The organism is Streptococcus parasanguinis (genome assembly GCF_001074805.1).
Lineage (GTDB): Bacteria > Bacillota > Bacilli > Lactobacillales > Streptococcaceae > Streptococcus > Streptococcus parasanguinis_A.
Map to the genome: position 1 here is coordinate 22,763 of NZ_JUPI01000125.1, position 20,900 is coordinate 43,662.

A 20,900-nucleotide genomic window follows, 5' to 3' on the forward strand; every position below is an offset into this window, starting at 1 on the left:
TGAATTGATGATTTTTCAATACCCTCTATTTTACCATAATTTAGCTCAATTTGCTTGCCTTAGAAAAAATCTGTAGGACTTTTTTGTCGCTACAGATTCTTCATTTTATATTGCTTTTTCGCCTAATTGTCCCATCTCTATTAGAGTTTCTTTCCAGAGTTCCTGGACATGAGATGCGAGGTAGCAAGAAGCCAAGTCATAAGAAGCCTGATGAAATGGTGCAAGGTCTCTTTCAAAGAGCTGGACCAGCTTGTCTGCCAACTCTTTCACCAATTGTTCTTCGGGCACTGTCTCGCTATAAGGTACCAAAAAGCCATTTTCACCCTCTTTTATAAAAGTTGGATTGCCATAACGAGCATCAAAGCCGAGCAAGGCTAACCCTGCTCCAGCCGCCTCCATCAAGGTCAATCCAAAGGTCTCCCACTGAGAAGTGGTGAGGTAGGCTTGGTAGCAAGGATAAATCTGCTTAAGATCCGCATGACCACGTAGATGAATAAAGTCTTGCGCTTCAAGCTCCTGAATCAGGTGTCGCAAGTTGTCCGCTTCGCCACCTTTCCCATAAATATCAAGCTGAAGGGCTGGGAGTCGTTTCTGTGCTTGAGCCACTACTCGAATGGCCAAATCGATGCGTTTTCTTGGATCCAAACGGGAAGCTGTGATCACACTAAAGGGAGGTCTATCTCCTTGTGATTCCGTCAATTCTTCTAGATGCCCCACTGGAATACTATAGATCGGAATTCCTTGGCAACCTTGTTTGGCAAGTGTCTGCTCCAAGACTTCTTTTTGAAGTTCCGTCGCCGTGATGAAGTAATCGAAGCGTTTGGCATACTTGAACACATAATAGTACTCATAGTTGAGATGGCCATTTTCAAATTCATGCTCCGAATGAAACACCATGGCGAGCTTGGAAGGATTATCTTTCTCCAACAAAGGGCGGGCAAAATCCATGCGCGAAGCCCGATCAAGCAGAATCAGATCCCCTTCTTTGAGCGAAAGTTTCGACAGAAAACGCCTCATCACTTCTGTATGGTTGGTCAAAATCTCAGGCCCCAGTTTATAGAGCCAGCTTCCACCTAACTTCAATTCTTCAAAGGCGATACTTCCATCTTGATTGTGATAGGTCCGTCTGACAACACTACTATACTGAAAATACTCTGTAGCAAGTTTACAAGCTCCATAATACTCTCGCTTGATCATATTTCCAGATAAAAGATAATCCACATAGCGGACACAGTCTGGATGATAGGGGTCCAGATGAAAGGTCAGTGCGTTTCTATCCGCAAATTGATAGCGAATAGCTTCTTCTGTTTTTTCAACAACATCTAGACGAGTCAGTTGAAACTCCATTTGCAAGGCCCCCACCGTCTTTTGAGGGACTGTAGTCTGTTGATCTGAAAAAGCTAAATGAGCAAAAAGCAACTCCTCATCCCGATGCCCCAAAGAGAGGTAATAGGCCAATTTTTCTGGAGTGGGCCAAGTGGTAAAGACAAACTTCGCTGTCGCTCCTAGAATCCGGAGCATCTTTGCCCGAGAGGCTTGTGCAACATCGACCCCATTGGGTTCAAATCCCACTAACAGATTAAAGGTATAAATGGTCATGCTGTTCCTCCCTCTAATCGCTTAAAGATCTCTTTCAGAGCATCTTTTTCTGGCAGTTCCAAGATCCGCACTTGCTCTCTTAACATTTCTTTGAAGGCCTCTGGATGCTGGAGCAATATTTCTAGTTGCTGTTTCATTTCTTCGACTGTATCGGTAATCGTGCTCAATTCTTTATAGGCTTCCTGGTGCACCGTGCTCTTTAAACCAAACAAGACTAGCCCATTTTCAAGAGCACGTATACTACTGTTCATCACTTCTTCCCCTTGGTTGCAATCCAGATAAATAGAGCATCTAGCTAATAAACTCTCATAATTTCCCAGCGAAACCCCTGGATAGAGGCGTACATTTGGTCGAGCCGCTAAATCTGTTAATTTCGGACCCATAGCTGTCAAAGCAGCAATGTGAAAGGTCACTTGTGGGAATTGATGGACCAGGCTAGATAAGCCTTCGACCTCTTGAGAAGCCGTCATGACCAGGGCTTCTGGTTGAAAACTATCCTGCTCCACGTCTACTAGCCCCGACAGAGCCGTGATTCCGTCTTTTTTCTCACTCAAAAGGCCATCTTCTACCAACAAAATCTGGCCAACCTGCTCTTTGATCTCATCTAGAGCATGAGCTTCACGAGCACAGTAGGCTAGTCGCTCCTTTGGTATCTCTTTCACAACATCTAACAATGTTTTATCCATCAAAAGGATGGCTTCATCTTCCGGCAAGACTTGTTTCAGAACAGCTCTTTGTAGCTCTTCCTTACTGGCATACAGGCGATCCCGTCCCTTAGGAGTTTGATGCAAAAAGATCCCTTGCGAAATATAATGAAGCAGGACTTCTTCTTGCTGACGGTTCAAATAAATGTCTAAATAAGGTTGACCAGCATCAGTAAGGAGACTTTGCTTGCTTCTCCAGCCATAGCGGTTGTAAACATCAATGGATACGATCTCTTCTCCCCGACCAAACCACTCCACTCTTTCAACCGTTCGTGACAAGATATCCTCTCGCAAAACCACATTGGCACGACGCTCCTCTCCATCAAAAAGATAGGTTGTGATCCCAAGCGTCCAACATTCCCATAATTCTGTAACCTCTAAATCATTGAAAAATAAAGGGTTCCCAACTTTTGATGCCGGGTCTTTTTGGGTAAAAAAGGTCGCCAGACTCTCTGTCTGTTCAGCTACATCTGTTTCCAGATTGGTCACAAACACACGGTAGGGCTGGCCAAGTTTGTCCAACAATTTTCGCAAACGATCCAGCTCTCTGGTCTGCTCTGATGCAATAATGAACATGCTGATCCTTTCTCATCAATAAGTTCTTAGTCCATGGTTTCAACGAAACTGAGGTTGATCACCACGCGCTCATAGGTTTCTGACTCTTGTAAGCCAGCTTCTTCTAGTTTTTCAAGAGCCCGTTTCAACCGCGTTTTATAGATATAGCGGTGCCAGGTCAGATCATAGCCCAACATCCCAAGAAGAGCCAATTTTTCTTGCTTGGCTTCCATCTCATCCAGTACCCGCTTTTCTGTCCAAACCTGGGACAGAGTATCTGAACGACCCACGCGATACCAATAAATACATTTCTCCGTATGGACCACCCGATTGGCTTTTAAGAAGAGCTTGTACATGAGAAAGTTATCTTCAACATTTTTTCCGACCGGAAAACGAAGCCCTTCAAATAGGTTACGCTTATAGAGCTTCATCATAGCACAGGCCCAGGCCATATCTCTGGTCTCCTGAATGGCATCGTGGTCCATAATTGCTCGCCCCTCATAAAGGGTCTCTGAATAATCATCGTCCGTTACCTTGATCAAGTATTTGCTACTACTGTCATCATAGAGGTTATAGTTGGCTACCGAGACATCCGCATCATACTTCTTCAGTTGGCGATAGAGCACTTCTACATAGTCCTCCGTCACCCAGTCATCTGGATCAATAAAGGTGATGTAATCACCAGTCGCTAACTCAATCCCTGTATTGCGAGCAGCAGATAAGCCCCCATTTTCTTGGCGGACGTAGCGGATTCGCGCATCCTTCCTAAAAAATTCTTTGCAGATCTCCTCTGACTGATCTGGCGAACCATCATTGACCAGAATAATTTCCAAATTTGGATAGGTCTGATGGATAACCGTCTCCAAACATTGCCTCAAATAAGCTTCTACATTATAAATAGGAATAATGATACTGACAACTTCATTTGCTTCCATGATTGTCCTCACTTTTCTTTAAATAAGCGCGAATCGCTGTCACCATCTCCTGCACCTGATCATCCCTAAACACCCGATTCTCACCATTCTGCACATGATTGGTTCCCTCAAAAGAAAAAATAGGGACGCCTTGTTGGCTGAGTGTTTGCGTGATTTGATCGACCTCATCATAGGGATTGATATCCAGATACAAATCCAATTTTTCTATAACCTTCCGACTAGTCAAAGGATCAAAGGAAGGGTATAAAAAGAGGTTGGGGTAGCGTTCCAATTGCACCAGGTTAAAACCAAAATGACTATGGGCAAGAACATGAATCGCGACATCTGGCAACTCTTTTAACAACGTCTCCAACTCGTGGATATCTGCTGTATGAGTATAAATAGCCGCATGATAAGGAAAAGTTCCCACTAGATCTTGATAAGTTTGCTTCAAAATCGGTTTTCGAAGCAAAATTTCCTCCCAAGAGAGGGCATAATAAAACCACCATAGATCGCGGAAACGATTGAAACGTTTAGAGGTCCATGGTTTATTATGAGAGGTGTAATGAATGACCGCAGGAATCCCTTGAAAGGCCTCATACCAGTCCAAGTCCCCATAGAGGTACTGGTCCTTATCAGATCCTACTTGTAGATTATAAGTCCAAGGCAATGGATACCAAGCATCTTTGAAATACATATTTAAAATCCCTTGATCTCCATAAACATGCTGATGGTGCTCACGAGTGAGGTCAAAAAGAGCCTCTGTCACTTGGTGCTCTTGCCACCAAGCCTTATCAATCAGCAAAAGTCCAGCATTAAAACCATCTGTCGTTGTCGGCTTATCTACCACTGCACCCAGTCCATAACCTTTTAGATCGACCTCAAATAAAGGCGATAAATCCTGTGTAAAGATCATATCACAATCGAGATAGAGGATTCGCTCTTCTTCCACAATCTCTGGAATAGCGTAACGGAAATAGGTTGCATAGTGAATATGGTCACTTGGAAGCGAAAAGCACTGGAATTGCTCGGGTGATATCCGACAATTGATCACTTCTGAATCCAACTGGCGTAAGCGCTGATTCATGATAGCAAACCACTCAGTTGGTAGATCTTCATTTAAGACATAAATTTTCAACTGGTCCTGATGGGCACACAGTGACTTCATAGCGGTTTCCAACTTTTCCATATAAGACAGATTGGCTGAAAACACGACAGCTTTTTTACTCATAACTTCCCCTTTTTTCTTTCATTAGAATACCATTTTCAAGAGAGGAAAACAATTTCTAAACCCCAAAAAGAGGCCTAGACAAGTGTCTATGACCTCTTTTACATCGGTTTCTTATTTTTGGTCTAATACAGCTAGTGTATCGTCTACCAAACTTGCCCCTAAGACATGCTTGAAGTGATTCAAAGCAAACTGGTGATTTTCAGGAGTGAGCGACGCCACTGCAGGTTCCACAACTTCGATCTGATAACCCAGATTGTAGGCATCAACCGCTGTATGAAGGACACAGATATCGGTCAAGACACCCGTCAAAATAACGGTATCCACATGACGTTCACGAAGGCGGATATCTAGATCCGTCCCTGAAAAAGCAGAATAATGACGTTTGTCCATCCAAAAGACGCGTGGATCCGCTTTGTGCTCCCGATAAAAATCTTCTAAAGGGCCGTACAAATCACGTCCACTAGTCCCAATGATATTATGGGGTGGGAAGAGCTTGCTTTCAGGATGAAAAGGATCGTCTACATCATGCGCATCAATGGCAAAAAAGACATAGGCTCCTTGGTCAAAGGCCAATTGGGTCACCTGAGCAATGCTCTCAGAAATGGCTTGGGCGGGAGCCCCTGCCGTTAGCTTACCTTCATCCGCTACAAAATCAACGGTGTAGTCAATTGAAATTAATGCTTTAGCCATTAGTAATCTCTTTTCTTAATTTCTTCAAAAATATCTGGTATCAACACTTTAAGATAAGTTCCCTTCATTCCAAGAGAACGGCTTTCAATAATGCCAGCCGACTCCAATTTCCGAAGTGCATTGACAATCACAGAACGGGTAATGCCAATCCGATCTGCGATGATAGAAGCAGTCAACTGACCTTCATTGCCTTTCAATTCACTAAGAATGGCAGAAACAGCCCGCAATTCAGAGTATGACAAGGTATTGACAGCCATATTCACCGCTGTGCGACGACGAATATTCTTCTCGTCCTCCTCACGTTGGTAGTTCAGCATTTGAATCCCTACCACGGTACTAGCAATCTCAACCAAGATCAAATCATCATCCGCAAACTGTTTATCATTGCGCCAAATGATTAAGGAACCCAACCGAATCCCAGAAACATGAATAGGCGCAATGGTGGTCAAGCCATCAGGAAATTCAGACTTGGTTTCAACCGGAAAGATACTCAAATCATGGTCCACATCTAAATTAGCTTCTGTATCGTAGACCAAACTAGCCGCCTTGGCATAATCTTCTGGTAGTTTTTTGTTTTGGAAGAAAGCTTCTACCCGGTCATTGTTGGTCTTATAACGCATGAAATAACCAAGGAGGGTTCCCTTACTGTTAATGATACAGGCATTACAGTGAATAATATCCGCCAATTGCTGGGCAATATCATTATAAGGCATCTCAGCCTGCAACTGTTCATCTGTCCGTTTCAAGATGGATGTAATTTTACGTGTCTTTTCTAATAAGTTTGCCATAATAAACCTCGCATATAGTCAGCTCAAGTATATCATATAAGTGTGGGAATTTCAATCAAATTATCTGAAAATTATTTATTTTTTCTACAATTATGCACAATTCAGAAAAATGGCGATGAGATAACATGGATTTTATAAAATGAAACAAAAAAAGATTGAAGACCTTCATCTTCAATCCTTTAGCTAATTAGCGTTTGTATTGTTTCAAGAAACGAGTCATTTTTTCTTGAATTTGAGCCAATTCATCCACACGTGGGAGGTAAACGATCCGGAAGTGATCTGGGTCCTTCCAGTTAAAACCACGGCCATGAACCAAAAGAATCTTTTCTTGCTTCAAGAATTCTAAAACAAATTGTTCATCGTCATCCACACGGTACATATCCCGATCAATCTTAGGGAAGATATACAATCCAGCCTTTGGCTTAACAGCTGAGAGGCCTGGAATCTCATTGATGGCTTTGTAAATAAAGTTCCGTTGTTCGTAGATTCGACCACCTGGAAGCAAGAGTTCATCCACAGATTGATAGCCTCCAAGAGAGGTTTGCACAACATGTTGAGATAAAACATTTGAGCAAAGACGCATATTGGACAACATGTTCAAGCCTTCGATATAGCCCTTCACATGATGCTTCGGACCAGACAGAACCATCCAACCAACACGGAAGCCTGCGATGCGGTGTGATTTGGACAAACCGTTCATGCTGACACAGAAAAGATCAGGCGCTAAGCTTGCAATAGCCGTGTGCTTTTCGCCATCCATGACCAAGCGATCGTAGATTTCATCCGCAAAGATGATCAAGTTATTTTGGCGAGCAATCTCTACAATCTCAAGCAAGATCTCATCTGGATAGAGGGCACCCGTTGGGTTATTCGGGTTGATGACAACGATGGCTTTGGTATTTGAGGTAATTTTCGACTTGATATCCTCGATATCTGGATACCAGTTTGCTTCTTCATCACAAAGATAGTGAACCGCATTCCCACCAGCTAGGCTGACAGCTGCTGTCCAAAGAGGATAGTCCGGCATAGGAACCAAGACTTCATCGCCATTGTCGAGCAGTCCTTGCATGGACATGACGATCAGCTCACTCACTCCATTTCCAAGGTAAATATCATCAATATCCACATTTGGAATTTTTTTCAACTGGCAGTACTGCATGATGGCCTTGCGGGCTGAAAAGATCCCTTTTGAATCTGAATAGCCTTCACTATCACGCGCATTCATGATCAAATCATGGATAACTTCATCTGGAGCTGTAAAACCAAATTCAGCAGGATTCCCTGTATTCAAACGAAGAATTTTTTCTCCATTTGCTCGCATGCGCATGGCTTCTTCCAAGACTGGACCACGAATATCGTAAGCGACATGTTCGAGTTTGCTTGATTTATTATATTCCTTCATATTCTGCCTCGATTCACGAAATTATCTCTATTATACCACTAGTTCAAATAGAGTACAAATTGAGGACTTTAAAAATTCTGTAAAAATATACCAGAAAAGTGAGACTTTACCTTTACATTCTAGCTTAAAAGGAATAAAATATAAGTGTATAAAGAATAGAAAAACTTCTGTTCTATCCATGTTTTCAAGCTATAAGGAGGTAGGGTTATGTCTCAAAAATACGAAAACATCATGGTCGCCGTCGACGGTTCTCATGAAGCGGAATTAGCCTTTGAAAAAGGGGTTAATGTTTCTCTTCGCAACGGCTCTAAATTGACTATTGTCCACGTCATCGATACCCGTGCCCTTCAAAGTGTCTCAACCTTTGATGCTGAAGTCTACGAAGAATTGCAAGAAGAAGCCAATGAATTGCTCAAAGGCTACAAGGAACGTGCTGAAAAAGTCGGGGTTCAAAATATTGCGACTGTTGTAGAAATGGGAAATCCAAAGGTCCTCTTGGCCAATGATATCCCAAGTAAAGAAGGGGTTGACCTTATTATGGTCGGTGCTACTGGACTCAATGCATTCGAACGCTTAATGGTCGGATCCTCCTCAGAATACATCCTTCGCCACGCCAAAGTAGACTTACTAGTGGTGCGCGATAAGGATAAAACCATGTAAGAAAGAAAAAGTTTGGAACCTTTGTTCCAAACTTTTTTAGTTGTCTTTTTTTGCTTCTTTTTGTTTCGCGTGTTTTTCGTAGGCCTTGAGCTGGCGATCGAGTTCTTTTTGGATAGCTGGTTCTGGGGCGTATTTTTCTTCCCAATCATCTGGCTTCAATATCTTGTGAGTCACTGGATCAAAGTGCGCTCTTCCATCTGGGAAAATCTTACCCATATTTGCCCGATGAACAATCTCAAAGACCTCTTCAGGATCCACTCCCATTAGAACAAAGCTACCATAAGTCAGATAGAGGGTATCGATTAAGGCATCGACCTGTCCCACCATGGAAATCTCAGCCGGATGCTTGCTCCGCACCTTATCTGCAGCCTTATCCAAAGCTTCGTGAAGGGCTGCTACCGAGCGATCAAATTCTTCCTCACTTGAGCTAGCTGCTCGAACAAATTCCACCAGTTCCTCTTGCTTGAACATAGTCCGATAAAGGGCATCTTGAGGTTGCCAGACCACTGGTTTCTCCTGGGTTTCCCCATCCATTACACCATGGAAGGTTTTGACCTTATTGAAGTGATCATCCTTAGAAAGAAAGAGTTCTTTCTCTGAGAGAATACCAAAGTGTTGCAGGGCTTTTTGAATGCCATCCTTGCCATTACTAGTCGTGGTATGCTTGGCAATTGCTTTAACACTAGTGGTTCCATTTCCCATCGCAATGGACAAGCCAACTCCCGAAAGCATTTCTAAATCATTATCCGAATCCCCAAAAGCCATCACTTCATCGATGTCAAAGCCAAATTCCTGGCCAACGATGCGGATGCCTTCTAGCTTCGAAATGCCTGGGTTGAGGACGTCTGCTGCAAAGGGGCTGGAACGTGTAAATTTCAGATGTGGAAACTCTTTTTCAATTTTTGCAGTCTCTTCCGGACTCGATAAGATCAGTACTTGGTAGATTGGTTCTTGCGCTAGTGCATAGAGGGTGTCCTGATCCTGTGGGACGACCTTGCTGACAACTTTGTTAAATCCTCGACTGACTGTTCGGGCCATTTTGCGAGGCACAAAGCGACTGGACCAGGTTGAAATAGGACTCATCCCAAAACTCATGATCCGAGAACCAAATACTCCATCCTTTGTCCCAAGAGCAATTTCCTTACGGTGTTCTCGAGCATAGTCGATCAGCTGGTGCAGGCTCTTTTTGTCGATTGGGCTGGTAAACAGTACGCGATCCTTGGTCAAAATATATTGACCATTATAGGTTACTGCAAAGTCAAAGCCATAGCGTTCCATAAAGGGTTTGACAAAGGCAGGTCCCCGCCCTGTCGCAAGGCCTACATAGATTCCTTCTTCCTTCAAAGATTGAATAGCTTTTTCTGTTGATTTTAAGACCGCTCGACTATCATTGACCAGGGTCCCATCGATATCAAAAAAGACTGCTTTTATTTCCATGTCTACTGTTTCTTTCTTTTTATGATAAAATAAATTATATCACATATTCCAAGGAGCTTCACATGTTTAAAAAAATTTTAGCACTTCATACAGGAGGGACTATTTCCATGGCTGCTGATGACTCTGGGGCAGTAATTACTAATGAAATCAATCCCATGACCCAAGTTATTTCTCCAATTGAAGGAATTGAAGTCACCTCTGAGGATATCTTCAATCTACCAAGTCCACAAATGACACCGCATCACATGTTAGCTCTATACCAAAGAATCAAAGAGGCAGCCAGCCACTTCGATGGCATCGTTATTACACACGGGACCGATACGCTGGAAGAAACAGCTTATTTTTTGGATACCATGGAGTTACCTGAAATCTCCGTGGTGATTACAGGAGCCATGCGAAGTTCTAACGAACTTGGAAGTGACGGTGTCTATAATTTCTTAACAGCCCTCCGAGTGGCAGCCAATCCAAAAGCACGTGATAAGGGTGTCTTAGTCGTCATGAACGACGAAATTCATGCGGCCAAGTACGTCACCAAAACCCACACCACCAATGTCAGTACCTTTCAGACACCAACCCACGGCCCTCTGGGGTTGGTCATGAAAAAGGAAATCCTCTTCTTTAAAACAGCTGAGCCACGAGTGCGCTTCGATCTCGATAAAATTGAAGGTTTCGTTCCCATTATCGCTACTTATGCTGGTATGAAAACTGATCTGTTAGATCTACTGGATCACTCAAAAATTGATGGCCTCATTATTGAAGCCTTTGGAGCTGGAAATATCCCTAAAGAAACTGCCCATAAACTCCAAGAATTCATAGATGCCGGACTTCCAATCGCTTTAGTGTCCCGCTGCTTCAACGGGATCGCAGAACCAGTTTACGCGTATGAAGGAGGTGGCGTCCAACTCCATCAAGCCGGTGTCTTTTTCATCAAAGAATTAAATGCCCCCAAAGCTCGCATCAAACTTCTCATCGCCCTCAATGCCGGCCTAAAAGGACAAGAACTCAAAGAATATATCGAAGGGTAAAACAAGATACAAAGCCCGTAAAATGCCAAGTGAAAATAGGAAATTGTCGCCGGGAGCGAAGCTCACAAGAAAATTTATCTTTTTCACACAGCATTTAGGGCGTGTTCAATTCGTGTAACGGCAAGCACTAGGGTGCCTTGCCTACACGACTCACTAACTCCTCAGGTGGATGGTATCTATCCACCTTCGTCCTGTCGCAATTTAACAAGATACAAAGGGCGTTAAATGCAATCTTAAAAGTGAGTAGCGTAGAAACAACACATTTCCACTCTACTCACTTTTTATGATCTAATCTAAATGTTCTTGCTTCTCCAGATAAAGAGAGAGCAAATGCCAGTCTGGGTGTTCTCGCCAATCTGGAGTGGCTACGATCTGGCTAGCGACTTTCCGCGCTTCTTCAAGAATAGGATAATCTTCTACTAAATCGGCTACCTGAAATTCTGGAATTCCTGATTGACGGGTTCCAAAAATTTCACCTGAACCCCGCATTTTCAAATCTTCCTCTGCCAGCACAAACCCATTAGTCGTCTCTGTCATGATTTTCATGCGCTGTTTGCCACTATCTGTTTTAGGATTGGCCACTAGAATAGCATAGGATTGCTTATTTCCCCGACCAACCCGGCCTCGAAGCTGATGGAGTTGGCTAAGGCCAAACCGATCTGCATCCATGATGACCATGACAGTCGCATTAGGCACATTGACTCCTACTTCAATAACGGTTGTGGATACCAAAACATCGACTTGGTGCTCTTTAAAGGCCTGCATAATGGTCTCTTTTTCTTCACTTTTCATCTTTCCATGAAGAAGAGAAACGCGTGCCCGCTGACCAAAGAAGGCTTCTAACTCCTCCTGGAGGGCAAGGGCGTTTTTCAGATCTAGTGCTTCTGACTCCTCAATCAAGGGAGAGATAAAGTAGGCTTGAGAACCTTTTGCGAGCTCTTTTACCAACCATTCGAGGACCACTTCTAACTGCTCATGCTTGACCCAGCGCGTCTTAATTTCCTTGCGTCCCGCAGGCATCTGGTCAATGATGGACACATCCATATCCCCGAAGGCTGTAATGGCCAAGGTCCGAGGAATAGGGGTGGCCGTCATCATCAGGACGTCTGGATTTTGTCCCTTTTCTCGAAGAATACGACGTTGGGAAACCCCAAAACGGTGTTGCTCATCAATAATGACCAAGCCCAGATCTTGGTAGTGAACTCCCTCTTGAATCAAGGCATGTGTCCCCACAATCAGTTGAGCTTTTCCTGATGCTATCTCCTCTAAGACTTCTCGTTTCTCAGCCGCCTTTAATCCTCCCGTCAGAAGAGCAATTGGCAAGTCCGGAAAAAGATTTTGCAAGCTTTCCTTGTGCTGCTCTGCCAAAATCTCCGTCGGAACCATCAAGGCAGCTTGCTTACCAGCGCTTAAAGCTGCATACATGGCAAGACCGGCCACGACTGTCTTCCCGCTTCCCACATCCCCTTGAAGCAAGCGATTCATATGATAAGGAGAGGCCATATCTGTCAAGATTTCATTCAAGCTGTTTTCTTGAGCTTGCGTTAGTTCAAAAGGAAGCTGTTTTTTTCGTTCTGCTAATTTTTCTGTATCCCAGGCCAGGGAAATTCCTTGGCTGGCATCGTGATTTTCTTCTTTTAGCACTTGGAGCTGTAGCTGGAAAAAGAGGAGTTCTTCAAATTTCACCCGGCGAAGGGCTTGCTTGTACTCTGCTAGATTCTTAGGAAAATGCATAGCCTGCACTGCTTGAGAGCGTGACAAGAGTTGATAACGCTCCCGCAAAACTTGGGGCAAATTCTCTTCTAAAAGCTGATCCAAGCCCTGATCGAATGCCATTTTGATCAATTTCACCAGGCTGTTTTGGCTGACTCCTTGCGTCACCCGATAGACTGGCTGCAAATCATCTTCCACTTGAGCCAGGAGCTTCATTCCTGTCAAACTACCTTTTGCCTTGTCCCATTTCCCAAAAATCGCTACTGTTTGCTGAACCTCAATTTTGTCTGCTAAATAGGGCTGGTTGAAAAAATTAACCGCAATCACTTGGTCTCCTTGTTTGATTGAAAAGCGCAAGCGATTTCGTTTGTAACCATAATATTGGACATTGGCCGGCGTTGCTACCACCCCAGAAATGACTGCTTTTTCGCCATCTTCTAGCTCTAAAACATTGCGGGTTTTGAAGTCTTCATACCGAAATGGAAAATACAAGAGTAGATCTTCTAAGGTTTCAATCCCTAATTTTTTAAATTTTTCCGCCGATTTTGGACCGATGCCAGGCAGTACGGATAAGGGTTGGTGTAAATTCATCGCTCCTCCTTTCATCTATAAAAAAGCAGGCCCTTCAGGGAAATCCCACCTGCTTTTTTTATTCTTCACCTGCATAGTCACGAGGAATCCGATCACTCAAGAGACAGACTACTTCATAATTAATGGTACCACGGTAGTCCGCAATCTCTGTTGCCGTAATTTCTTTCTCGCCCTCTCGGCCAATCAGGGTAACCTTGGTTCCCAGAGGTAATTCTTCTGGAAGGCGAACAGTAATCTGGTCCATCGAAACTCGGCCAACAATGGGACAATACTCACCCTTAATTAGCACTTGGAAATTTTGCATCTCTCGGATCCAACCATCCGCATAGCCAATAGGAATCGTTCCAATCCATTGGGCATCTTCCGTCGTATAGGTTGCCCCGTAGCCAATATCTTGACCGGCTTCTAACTGTTTGACATGAACTAACTCACTTATCAAACTCAAGGCTGGCTTGATTTCATAAGGCAAAGCTAGCACCGAACCACTTGGATTCAAGCCATACATGACATCTCCCAGACGAACAGCTGTGAAAATCGTATCTGCATGCCACAAAGAGGTGGCTGAATTACTAGCGTGAACAATCGGAGGAAGGGTTTCAAGTGCAGCCAATACTCCTTTGAAAAAGTGATATTGCGCTTGAAATTTTCGATCATCTGCTTCATCTGCTGTCGCAAAATGAGTAAAGATTCCCTCAATTTCAGCACCAGCTGCTAAGAGAAGGCGTTCAGCTTCTTGAATATCCTCGATTCTACGAAATCCAATCCGCCCCATTCCTGAGTCCACCTTAATATGGACCTTCAATCCTGATAAATCTTCTTCTTCTCCAAGCAATTGATTCAACCAAGCAAGACTAGCCACCGTTAAGCGGATGTCATGCTCTTTGGCCAGACTCACTGTTTCGCTTGGTACCACTCCCAAAATCAAAATAGGGTGTTGCAAACCTACCTCACGGATTTCAAGGGCTTCATCCATATTGGAGACACAAAAGCCATCTACTTTAGCTGCCAATTTCTTCGTCACTGCAACGACCCCATGACCATAGGCGTTGGCCTTTACGACTGCATACTTTAAGGTTTGACCCGGAATATGTTCACTGACTTGTTGCACGTTAAAGGCAATGGCATCCAAATCGACTCTTGCAACAGTTGGTCTATGTTTACTTGCTTTCATTTTCTTCCTCCAAAATGACACTGGTCGAGACTAAGTCTCCCTTGTGACTGATCGAAATCCATACCTTCCCAGAAAAAGGAGACTTGGAAAAATAAGGAGCTCCTTGGGCATCATTTAAAATTTCTAAATCTTGAAAACCAACCGGTCCAATCCCTGTTCCCATTGCCTTTGAAAAGGCTTCTTTAGCAGACCATCGGCCCGTTAAATATTCCATTTTCCGCTTTCCGGACAATTCCTCAAAGCGCGCCCGCTCAGCCTCAGTTAAAACTTTTTCTACAAATCGTGCATTCTTTTGATAGGCTTTTTCAATCGCGGTGATCGATTCAATATCGATCCCATGTCCTTTGATCATCTTGTTTTATCCTTATTTGCTGTCTCAATATCTCTTTACTAACAAAAGAGAAGGGGCCAAAGAATCACTCCTTCCGCCCCTGCCTTTTATTTATTCATCGTTGCAATTTCTTTGACCAAGGCCTGTGTTTTTTCCCAACCCAGGCAAGGGTCTGTGATCGATTGACCATAAACCACCGGTTCATTTTGACGGCCATCTTCTAAGTAAGACTCAATCATGAAACCACGAACTAAGGATGCTAAATCTTTATTCCAAGCACGGTTCATCATGGTTTCTCTCACGATGCGTACTTGCTCTTTAAATTGTTTTCCAGAATTATCATGGTTGGTATCCACCAGGATGAAGGGATGTTGCAAGCCCATTTCGCTATAGCGTTTTGATGCCGCTAGCAAATCTTCATAATGGTAATTTGGAATATTCTTACCACTTGCATCCAAACCTCCGCGAAGGATCGCATGGGCCAAAGGATTTCCTGATGTTTCCACTGCTTGGGCATTGAACAAGAAATTTTGTGGATGTTGGGCCGCATAAATCGCATTAAACATGACGGAAAGATTTCCAGATGTTGGATTCTTCATGCCTGTTGGAGCAGAGATCCCACTAGATACAAAGCGGTGCTCCTGGTCTTCGACTGAGCGCGCTCCAATGGCATGATAAGAAATCAAATCTTCAACATAAGGAAGACTGCCTGAGTAAAGCAATTCATCCGCAGTCGTCAAACCAGTTTCTGTAATCACACGATAGTGAAGATGGCGCACAGCTTTTAAGCCATCGACAAAGCTTGGTGCGGCCTGTGTATCTGGTTGGTGCATCAAGCCTTTGTAGCCATCCCCATTGGTCCGAGGCTTAGCCGTATAGACCCGCATCACAATAAAAATCTGATCTTTCACTTGCTCTTGCAGGTCTGCCAAGCGACGGGCATACTCCATCACCGCTTCTTCATTATCAGAAGAACAAGGCCCGATCACAAGAAGAATCCGTTGGTCTTCTCCTTTGATAATCGCCTCTAACTCTCGATCACGCGCTTCTTTACGCTCCAAGGCTGCACCTTCCAAACGGTACAACGAAGTGATCTCTTGCTCATCAATCTTATTGCTCTTCGTAACGAATACCATACGGCCTCCTTCTACTACCTAGCCCCTTCCTCTCTATGTTTAAGAGGAGATCTTAACCTTTACGTCCGTGACAGTTTTTAAATTTCTTACCTGAACCACAAGGGCACAAATCATTGCGTTTCACTTGTGACAAATCAATTTCTGCTGGAATATCTTGTTGTTGCGCTGCAATATTGCGAGTAGCAGTTGTTGAAATGCTGTGTTCTGTACGTGGACGTTCTTGTTCGTGAATTTGGGCTTTCATCATGAGACGAGTGACATCAAATTCAATTGATCCAATCATATCGTTAAACATACGGAAACTTTCTGATTGGTATTCCACCACTGGGTTATTTTGCGCATACCCACGAAGTCCAACTGCATTTCGCAATTGATCCAAGGCATCGATGTGGTCTGTCCACTTGCTGTCCACCACACGAAGGATCAAGACTTTTTGGAATTCTTGCACAGACTCTTCGTCACGCAATTTCGCTACTTGGCTAGCATAGATTTCTTCTGCACGTGCATACAAGTAATCGATAACTTCCTTGTCAGATTTTCCTTCAATATCGCTTGCAGAAATCGTATCTTCCGGAACCAAATTGTATTTGGCAAAGTTCAGAATCGCTTCAACGCGTTCTTCCTTGCTTGAGTGGCTGGCCCCTTCAACAATCCGTTTGATGGTCCGTTTGATCATGGCCTTGATTTCAGGTGCCAAGTCACGGTTAGCTGTGATAACATCATAGCGTTCAGCGTAGATAATTTCCCGTTGTTCCCGCATCACGTCATCGTATTGAAGGACTTGTTTACGGGTATCGTAGTTGTTTCCTTCAACCCGTTTTTGTGCACCCTCTACTTGACGTGTGAACATATTTGAACGGATCACCGATTCTTCTTCGCTCAACTTGAAGCGATCAAGCACTGCTTTGATACGCTCTGAACCGAAACGACGCATCAACTCATCTTCAAGAGAAAGGTAGAATTGAGATTCACCTGGGTCCCCTTGACGTCCAGAACGTCCACGCAACTGGTTATCAATACGACGGCTTTCGTGACGCTCTGTACCAATCACACAAAGTCCACCAAGTTCACGAACTCCTTCACCGAGCTTGATATCGGTACCACGTCCGGCCATGTTGGTCGCGATGGTAACAGCACCACGTTGACCAGCGTTCATGATGATTTGCGCTTCTTTGTAGTGGTTTTTCGCATTCAAAACTTCGTGAGGGACACCTGCTTGAACCAACAATTGAGAAAGGTAATCACTGGTTTCAACGGCAACGGTACCTACGAGGACTGGTTGACCTTTTTCATGACGAGACTTGACATCTTCCACAACAGCCTTGAATTTTGATTTCAAGCTTGGGTAGAGAAGGTCTGGATGGTCAATACGAGCAATCGGACGGTTGGTTGGAATTGGAATCACGCGAATGTTATAAATTTCACGGAATTCTTCTTCTTCAGTTTTCCCTGTCCCTGTCATCCCTGACAACTTCTTGTACATACGGAAGAGGTTTTGGTAAGTAATCGATGCAGATGTTTTGGTTTCTTCTTGAACTGGAACACCTTCTTTGGCTTCGATCGCTTGGTGAAGACCATCAGAATAACGACGACCTTCCATGGTCCGACCAGTAAATTGGTCGACGATCAAGATTTCTTGATCTTCGCTGACCACATAGTCGATATCCAAAATCATGATGTAGTTGGCACGAAGGGCGTTGTCGATAAAGTGAGTCAAAGCTACGTTTTCAATATCGTACAAGTTTTCAAGATTAAAGTAGCTTTCTGCTTTATCGATTCCTGAATCAGACAAACCGATGGTTTTAGATGGGACATCGATAATGTAATCGTCCTCTGTCAAGGTCTTCACATAAGCATCCGCCATGTGATAGAGCTGGCTCGTATCAGAAGCTGTCTGACCAGAAACGATCAACGGAGTACGGGCTTCGTCAATCAAGATGGAGTCTACCTCATCGACCAAGGCATAGTTCAATGGACGTTGAACCATGTTTTCTGCACGCACAACCATGTTGTCACGCAAGTAGTCAAAACCAATCTCTGAGTTGGTTGAGTAAGTGATATCACAGAGGTAAGCTTCTTTTTTCTCAGCTGGAGATTTTGCTGCAAGGTTGATCCCTACTGAAAGGCCAAGCCATGAGTATAGTTCTCCCATCTCTGTTGCATCCCGCTCTGTCAAGTATTCATTGACGGTGACAACGTGCACCCCTTTGCCAGACAAGGCATTCAAGTATACCGGCATGGTTGCTGTCAGGGTTTTTCCTTCCCCTGTACGCATCTCTGGTACGTCACCATGGTGAAGGACGATTCCCCCCATGACCTGAACCTTGTATGGGAACAAACCAAGAACCCGTTTTGCAGCTTCACGAACAACTGCAAAAGCCTCGTACAAGAGATCATCCAAAGACTCACCATCTTGGTAGCGTTGCTTAAACTCAACTGTTTTCGCTTTTAATTCGTCATCCGTCAAAGCTGCCATTTGGTCTTCATAAGAAAAGACCTTGTCAGCCATTTTTTCAAGGCGTTTGATTTCGCCTCGATCATTTTCAATAATTGTTTTTAATAAATTTGCCATTTTTTTCCTTACTTTGAATTTTTCAAAATCTAAAATGTTCTTTTTATTCTAGCATTTTTTAAACATTTTTTCAAGATCAAGGCTGTATCTTACAAGACTTTCGAGTGGTTTTTTTCGTGTGAGAAAATCTAAAAAGATGCCTGCTCAAGCAGACATCTTTTCTATATACGGTGTTTATTCAGACAAATGGTAAGAATAGCTTGCCACAACCACTTCTTCATGCCAACGAAGTGCATACTTCAATTTCAAACTCATTTGGTTGTGGAGAATATTTTGCCAATGTTTTTTAGGAATAAATTGAGGGACTAAGACTGTAACGGTGTTGCCTTTTTCCTTGGCCTCCTCAGCTACTTTTGAGACAAATTCAACTGTTGGCTGGATAATATCCCGGTAACTCGTCATGACATTTTCAAAGCGAATATGAGGGAAATAATGCTTAAATTCTTCCGCCACTTCCGCATCTTTAACCTTGGTTTCTTCCGTTGAGACGTGCATAGCTATAACATCGTTTCCTAGGCTATTTGCATAACTCATAGCTCCCACACTTACCTGAGTGACATTCCCAACAAGGACAATCACGGTATTGCCCGCATAACTTGTCTTTTCAATCTTACCACCCAAGCGCAATTGAGCCGCAACTTTATCATAGTGATTACGGATACTCAAGAACATCCAAAGCAAGAGACCAATAATAGGGAAGAAGGGCCAGATCTCACGCAAACGGAATAATAAGAGGATCAAGACAATCCCATAACAGATGGCTGCCCCCAGGATATTGGCAAGGGAATACTTAAGAAATCCTTTTTGATATTGGCGTTTCCAGTGGATCACCATCCCTGTTTGAGAAAGGGCAAAAGGAATGAAGACCCCAATGGTATACAGCGGAATCAAGCTTTCTGTTTGCCCATCAAAGATCAAGAGCAAGACGATGGCACCAATCGCCAAGGTCAAAATCCCATTAGAATAGCCCAGACGATCCCCTTTTTCCATATACATGTGTGGCATGTATTTATTTTTAGCCATGTTAAAGGCCAACATTGGAAAGGCTGAGAAACCGGTATTAGCTGCAACTGCCAAGATCAAGGCTGTTGATAATTGGAAGACGTAAAAGAAGGCTTGACCGACTGGAGAATTCCCTAAGATGGCTTGGGCCATTTGGGCTAGAGTTGTTACCCCTTTAGCCGGAACGACACCCACCCAGTAATTGAGGAAGGTAATCCCTGCAAACATGATCCCCAAAATCAAAGCCATAATGGTCAAGGTAGAGGCTGCATTCTTTGCTTTTGGTTTCTTAAAGAAAGGAACCGAATTGGAGATGGCTTCAACCCCTGTTAGGGAAGCGGATCCACTCGTAAAGGCCCGCAATAAGAGAATGACACTAACCCCTGAAATGGTTTGACCCACATGAGCAGTTGCATTATAGGCCAAGTGACCCGTCAAAATTTGGATCACACCATAGCCGATCAAGGCAATGGTACTGACAATGAAAAGGTAGACCGGAATCATCAACGATGTCGCTGATTCGCGTAGCCCCCGAAGGTTCATCAGCATCAAAATCAAGACCAATAAAATGGAAATGTGAAGATTATAAGGATGAAGAGATGGAATCGCTGACGTGATGGCATCTGCACCGGAAGACACAGATACTGCTACTGTCAGCATGTAGTCAACCAAGAGACTACCACCAGCGATCAAACCCGCTTTGGGAGACAAGTTCTCCGTAGTCACCATATAGGCCCCTCCCCCTTGAGGGTAGGCATGAATGACCTGGCGATAAGAAATCGTTAAACTGGCTAGGAGAACCAGGACCACAATCCCAATCGGAATGGACCACCAAATGGCTCCCGCTGAAACAGTCATCAAGACCAGGATAACTTGCTCTGGACCGTAGGCGATAGAAGAAAGCGCGTCACTAGAGAGCATGGCCAAGGCCTGCATTTTCCCAAGCAATCCGCCTTCACCTTCTGCACCAGATTTCAACGGACGGCCAATAAACCATTTTTTCAATGTTGAAAACATAAAAAACTCCTTGAAAAAAGATCATGAGGCCGGGAATTCCCTGCCTCTTTTTCATAAAACAGGGGTTATTCTACTCCTTTTTTTCAAGACTGTCAACTAAAATTGTGAAATTTTCGTAAAGCTTTCATTGTGTTCATTCATTCAAGCTCTCTTAGATCAGCCAGCTTCTTTTCAAATTGATCCAAGCAAAAAACGAGGCTGGGACAAAAATCCTAACCTCTCAATTATTTTTGGATTGTCGAACAAGACGCAGTGGTTGAGTGGGCTCTACTACGCTGATTTCATCAGCTTATACAGCTCTACTCAACTGTGCGGAGGTGGGACGACGAAATCGAATTCTAACGAATGACCGATTTCTGTCC

Annotated in this window: 16 protein-coding genes; 2 read left to right on the forward strand and 14 right to left on the reverse strand. The window is 43.7% G+C overall.

Annotation, left to right across the window (positions count from 1 at the left end; translation table 11 throughout):
* Positions 1–105: 105 nt before the first annotated feature.
* The 7 genes from ADI76_RS08830 to ADI76_RS08860 all read right to left on the reverse strand — a co-directional run bounded on the left by ADI76_RS08830 (position 106) and on the right by ADI76_RS08860 (position 7,883).
* Positions 106–1,599, reverse strand: coding sequence for a glycosyltransferase (locus tag ADI76_RS08830; protein ID WP_049515886.1), 1,494 nt, complete (start codon positions 1,597–1,599; stop codon positions 106–108).
* A complete protein-coding gene (locus tag ADI76_RS08835; RefSeq protein WP_049515888.1) occupies positions 1,596–2,879 on the reverse strand; it encodes an accessory Sec system glycosyltransferase GtfB in 1,284 nt (427 codons plus the stop codon). The genes ADI76_RS08830 and ADI76_RS08835 overlap by 4 nt, the downstream gene beginning before the upstream one ends.
* Positions 2,880–2,905: 26 nt before the next feature.
* A complete protein-coding gene (locus tag ADI76_RS08840) occupies positions 2,906–3,793 on the reverse strand; it encodes a glycosyltransferase family 2 protein (RefSeq protein ID WP_049515893.1) in 888 nt (295 codons plus the stop codon).
* Positions 3,780–5,003, reverse strand: a complete 1,224-nt coding sequence (locus ADI76_RS08845) for a glycosyltransferase (protein ID WP_049515895.1) — start codon at positions 5,001–5,003, stop codon at positions 3,780–3,782. Before ADI76_RS08845 ends, ADI76_RS08840 begins: the two co-directional genes overlap by 14 nt.
* A 111-nt stretch (positions 5,004–5,114) precedes the next feature.
* Positions 5,115–5,693, reverse strand: a complete 579-nt coding sequence (locus ADI76_RS08850) for a cysteine hydrolase family protein (RefSeq protein WP_049515897.1) — start codon at positions 5,691–5,693, stop codon at positions 5,115–5,117.
* Entirely contained in the window at positions 5,693–6,481 is a 789-nt protein-coding gene (gene codY / locus ADI76_RS08855; protein ID WP_003005668.1) for a GTP-sensing pleiotropic transcriptional regulator CodY, read from the reverse strand. Before codY ends, ADI76_RS08850 begins: the two co-directional genes overlap by 1 nt.
* 187 nt (positions 6,482–6,668) lie before the next feature.
* Positions 6,669–7,883 carry a pyridoxal phosphate-dependent aminotransferase gene (locus ADI76_RS08860; RefSeq protein WP_003008537.1) on the reverse strand — a complete coding sequence of 405 codons (1,215 nt, stop codon included), beginning with the start codon at positions 7,881–7,883 and terminating at the stop codon, positions 6,669–6,671.
* Positions 7,884–8,090: 207 nt separating this feature from the next.
* Here ADI76_RS08860 and ADI76_RS08865 point away from each other — a divergent pair, with 207 nt between their 5' ends.
* Complete coding sequence (locus ADI76_RS08865; RefSeq protein WP_023918966.1) at positions 8,091–8,543, forward strand: universal stress protein; 453 nt, start codon at positions 8,091–8,093, stop codon at positions 8,541–8,543.
* 36 nt (positions 8,544–8,579) lie between these two features.
* On the opposite strand, the gene ADI76_RS08870 is transcribed toward ADI76_RS08865, so the two are convergent.
* Positions 8,580–9,980: a Cof-type HAD-IIB family hydrolase gene (locus ADI76_RS08870; RefSeq protein ID WP_049515899.1), complete on the reverse strand. Its 1,401-nt coding sequence runs from the start codon at positions 9,978–9,980 to the stop codon at positions 8,580–8,582.
* 62 nt (positions 9,981–10,042) lie between these two features.
* Between ADI76_RS08870 and ADI76_RS08875 the strand changes: the two genes are divergently transcribed.
* Positions 10,043–11,005, forward strand: a complete 963-nt coding sequence (locus ADI76_RS08875; protein ID WP_049515902.1) for an asparaginase — start codon at positions 10,043–10,045, stop codon at positions 11,003–11,005.
* Between the two features lie 288 nt (positions 11,006–11,293).
* Here the strand turns inward: ADI76_RS08875 and recG are convergent, their stop codons facing one another.
* The 6 genes from recG to ADI76_RS08905 all read right to left on the reverse strand — a co-directional run bounded on the left by recG (position 11,294) and on the right by ADI76_RS08905 (position 20,538).
* A complete protein-coding gene (gene recG, locus ADI76_RS08880) occupies positions 11,294–13,309 on the reverse strand; it encodes an ATP-dependent DNA helicase RecG (RefSeq protein WP_049515904.1) in 2,016 nt (671 codons plus the stop codon).
* 58 nt (positions 13,310–13,367) lie between these two features.
* Entirely contained in the window at positions 13,368–14,480 is a 1,113-nt protein-coding gene (alr, locus tag ADI76_RS08885; protein WP_049515907.1) for an alanine racemase, read from the reverse strand.
* A complete protein-coding gene (acpS, locus tag ADI76_RS08890) occupies positions 14,467–14,832 on the reverse strand; it encodes a holo-ACP synthase (protein ID WP_049515909.1) in 366 nt (121 codons plus the stop codon). The genes alr and acpS overlap by 14 nt, the downstream gene beginning before the upstream one ends.
* Positions 14,833–14,918: 86 nt before the next feature.
* Positions 14,919–15,947: a 3-deoxy-7-phosphoheptulonate synthase gene (locus ADI76_RS08895; RefSeq protein WP_049515912.1), complete on the reverse strand. Its 1,029-nt coding sequence runs from the start codon at positions 15,945–15,947 to the stop codon at positions 14,919–14,921.
* Between the two features lie 52 nt (positions 15,948–15,999).
* Positions 16,000–18,519 (reverse strand): preprotein translocase subunit SecA, encoded by a 2,520-nt coding sequence (gene secA, locus ADI76_RS08900; protein ID WP_049515914.1) that lies wholly within the window; start codon positions 18,517–18,519, stop codon positions 16,000–16,002.
* A gap of 174 nt (positions 18,520–18,693) precedes the next feature.
* The gene (locus ADI76_RS08905) at positions 18,694–20,538 is read right to left on the reverse strand and encodes an APC family permease (protein WP_049497760.1); all 1,845 of its coding nucleotides are present in this window, start codon (positions 20,536–20,538) and stop codon (positions 18,694–18,696) included.
* Between the last annotated feature and the right edge of the window lie 362 nt (positions 20,539–20,900).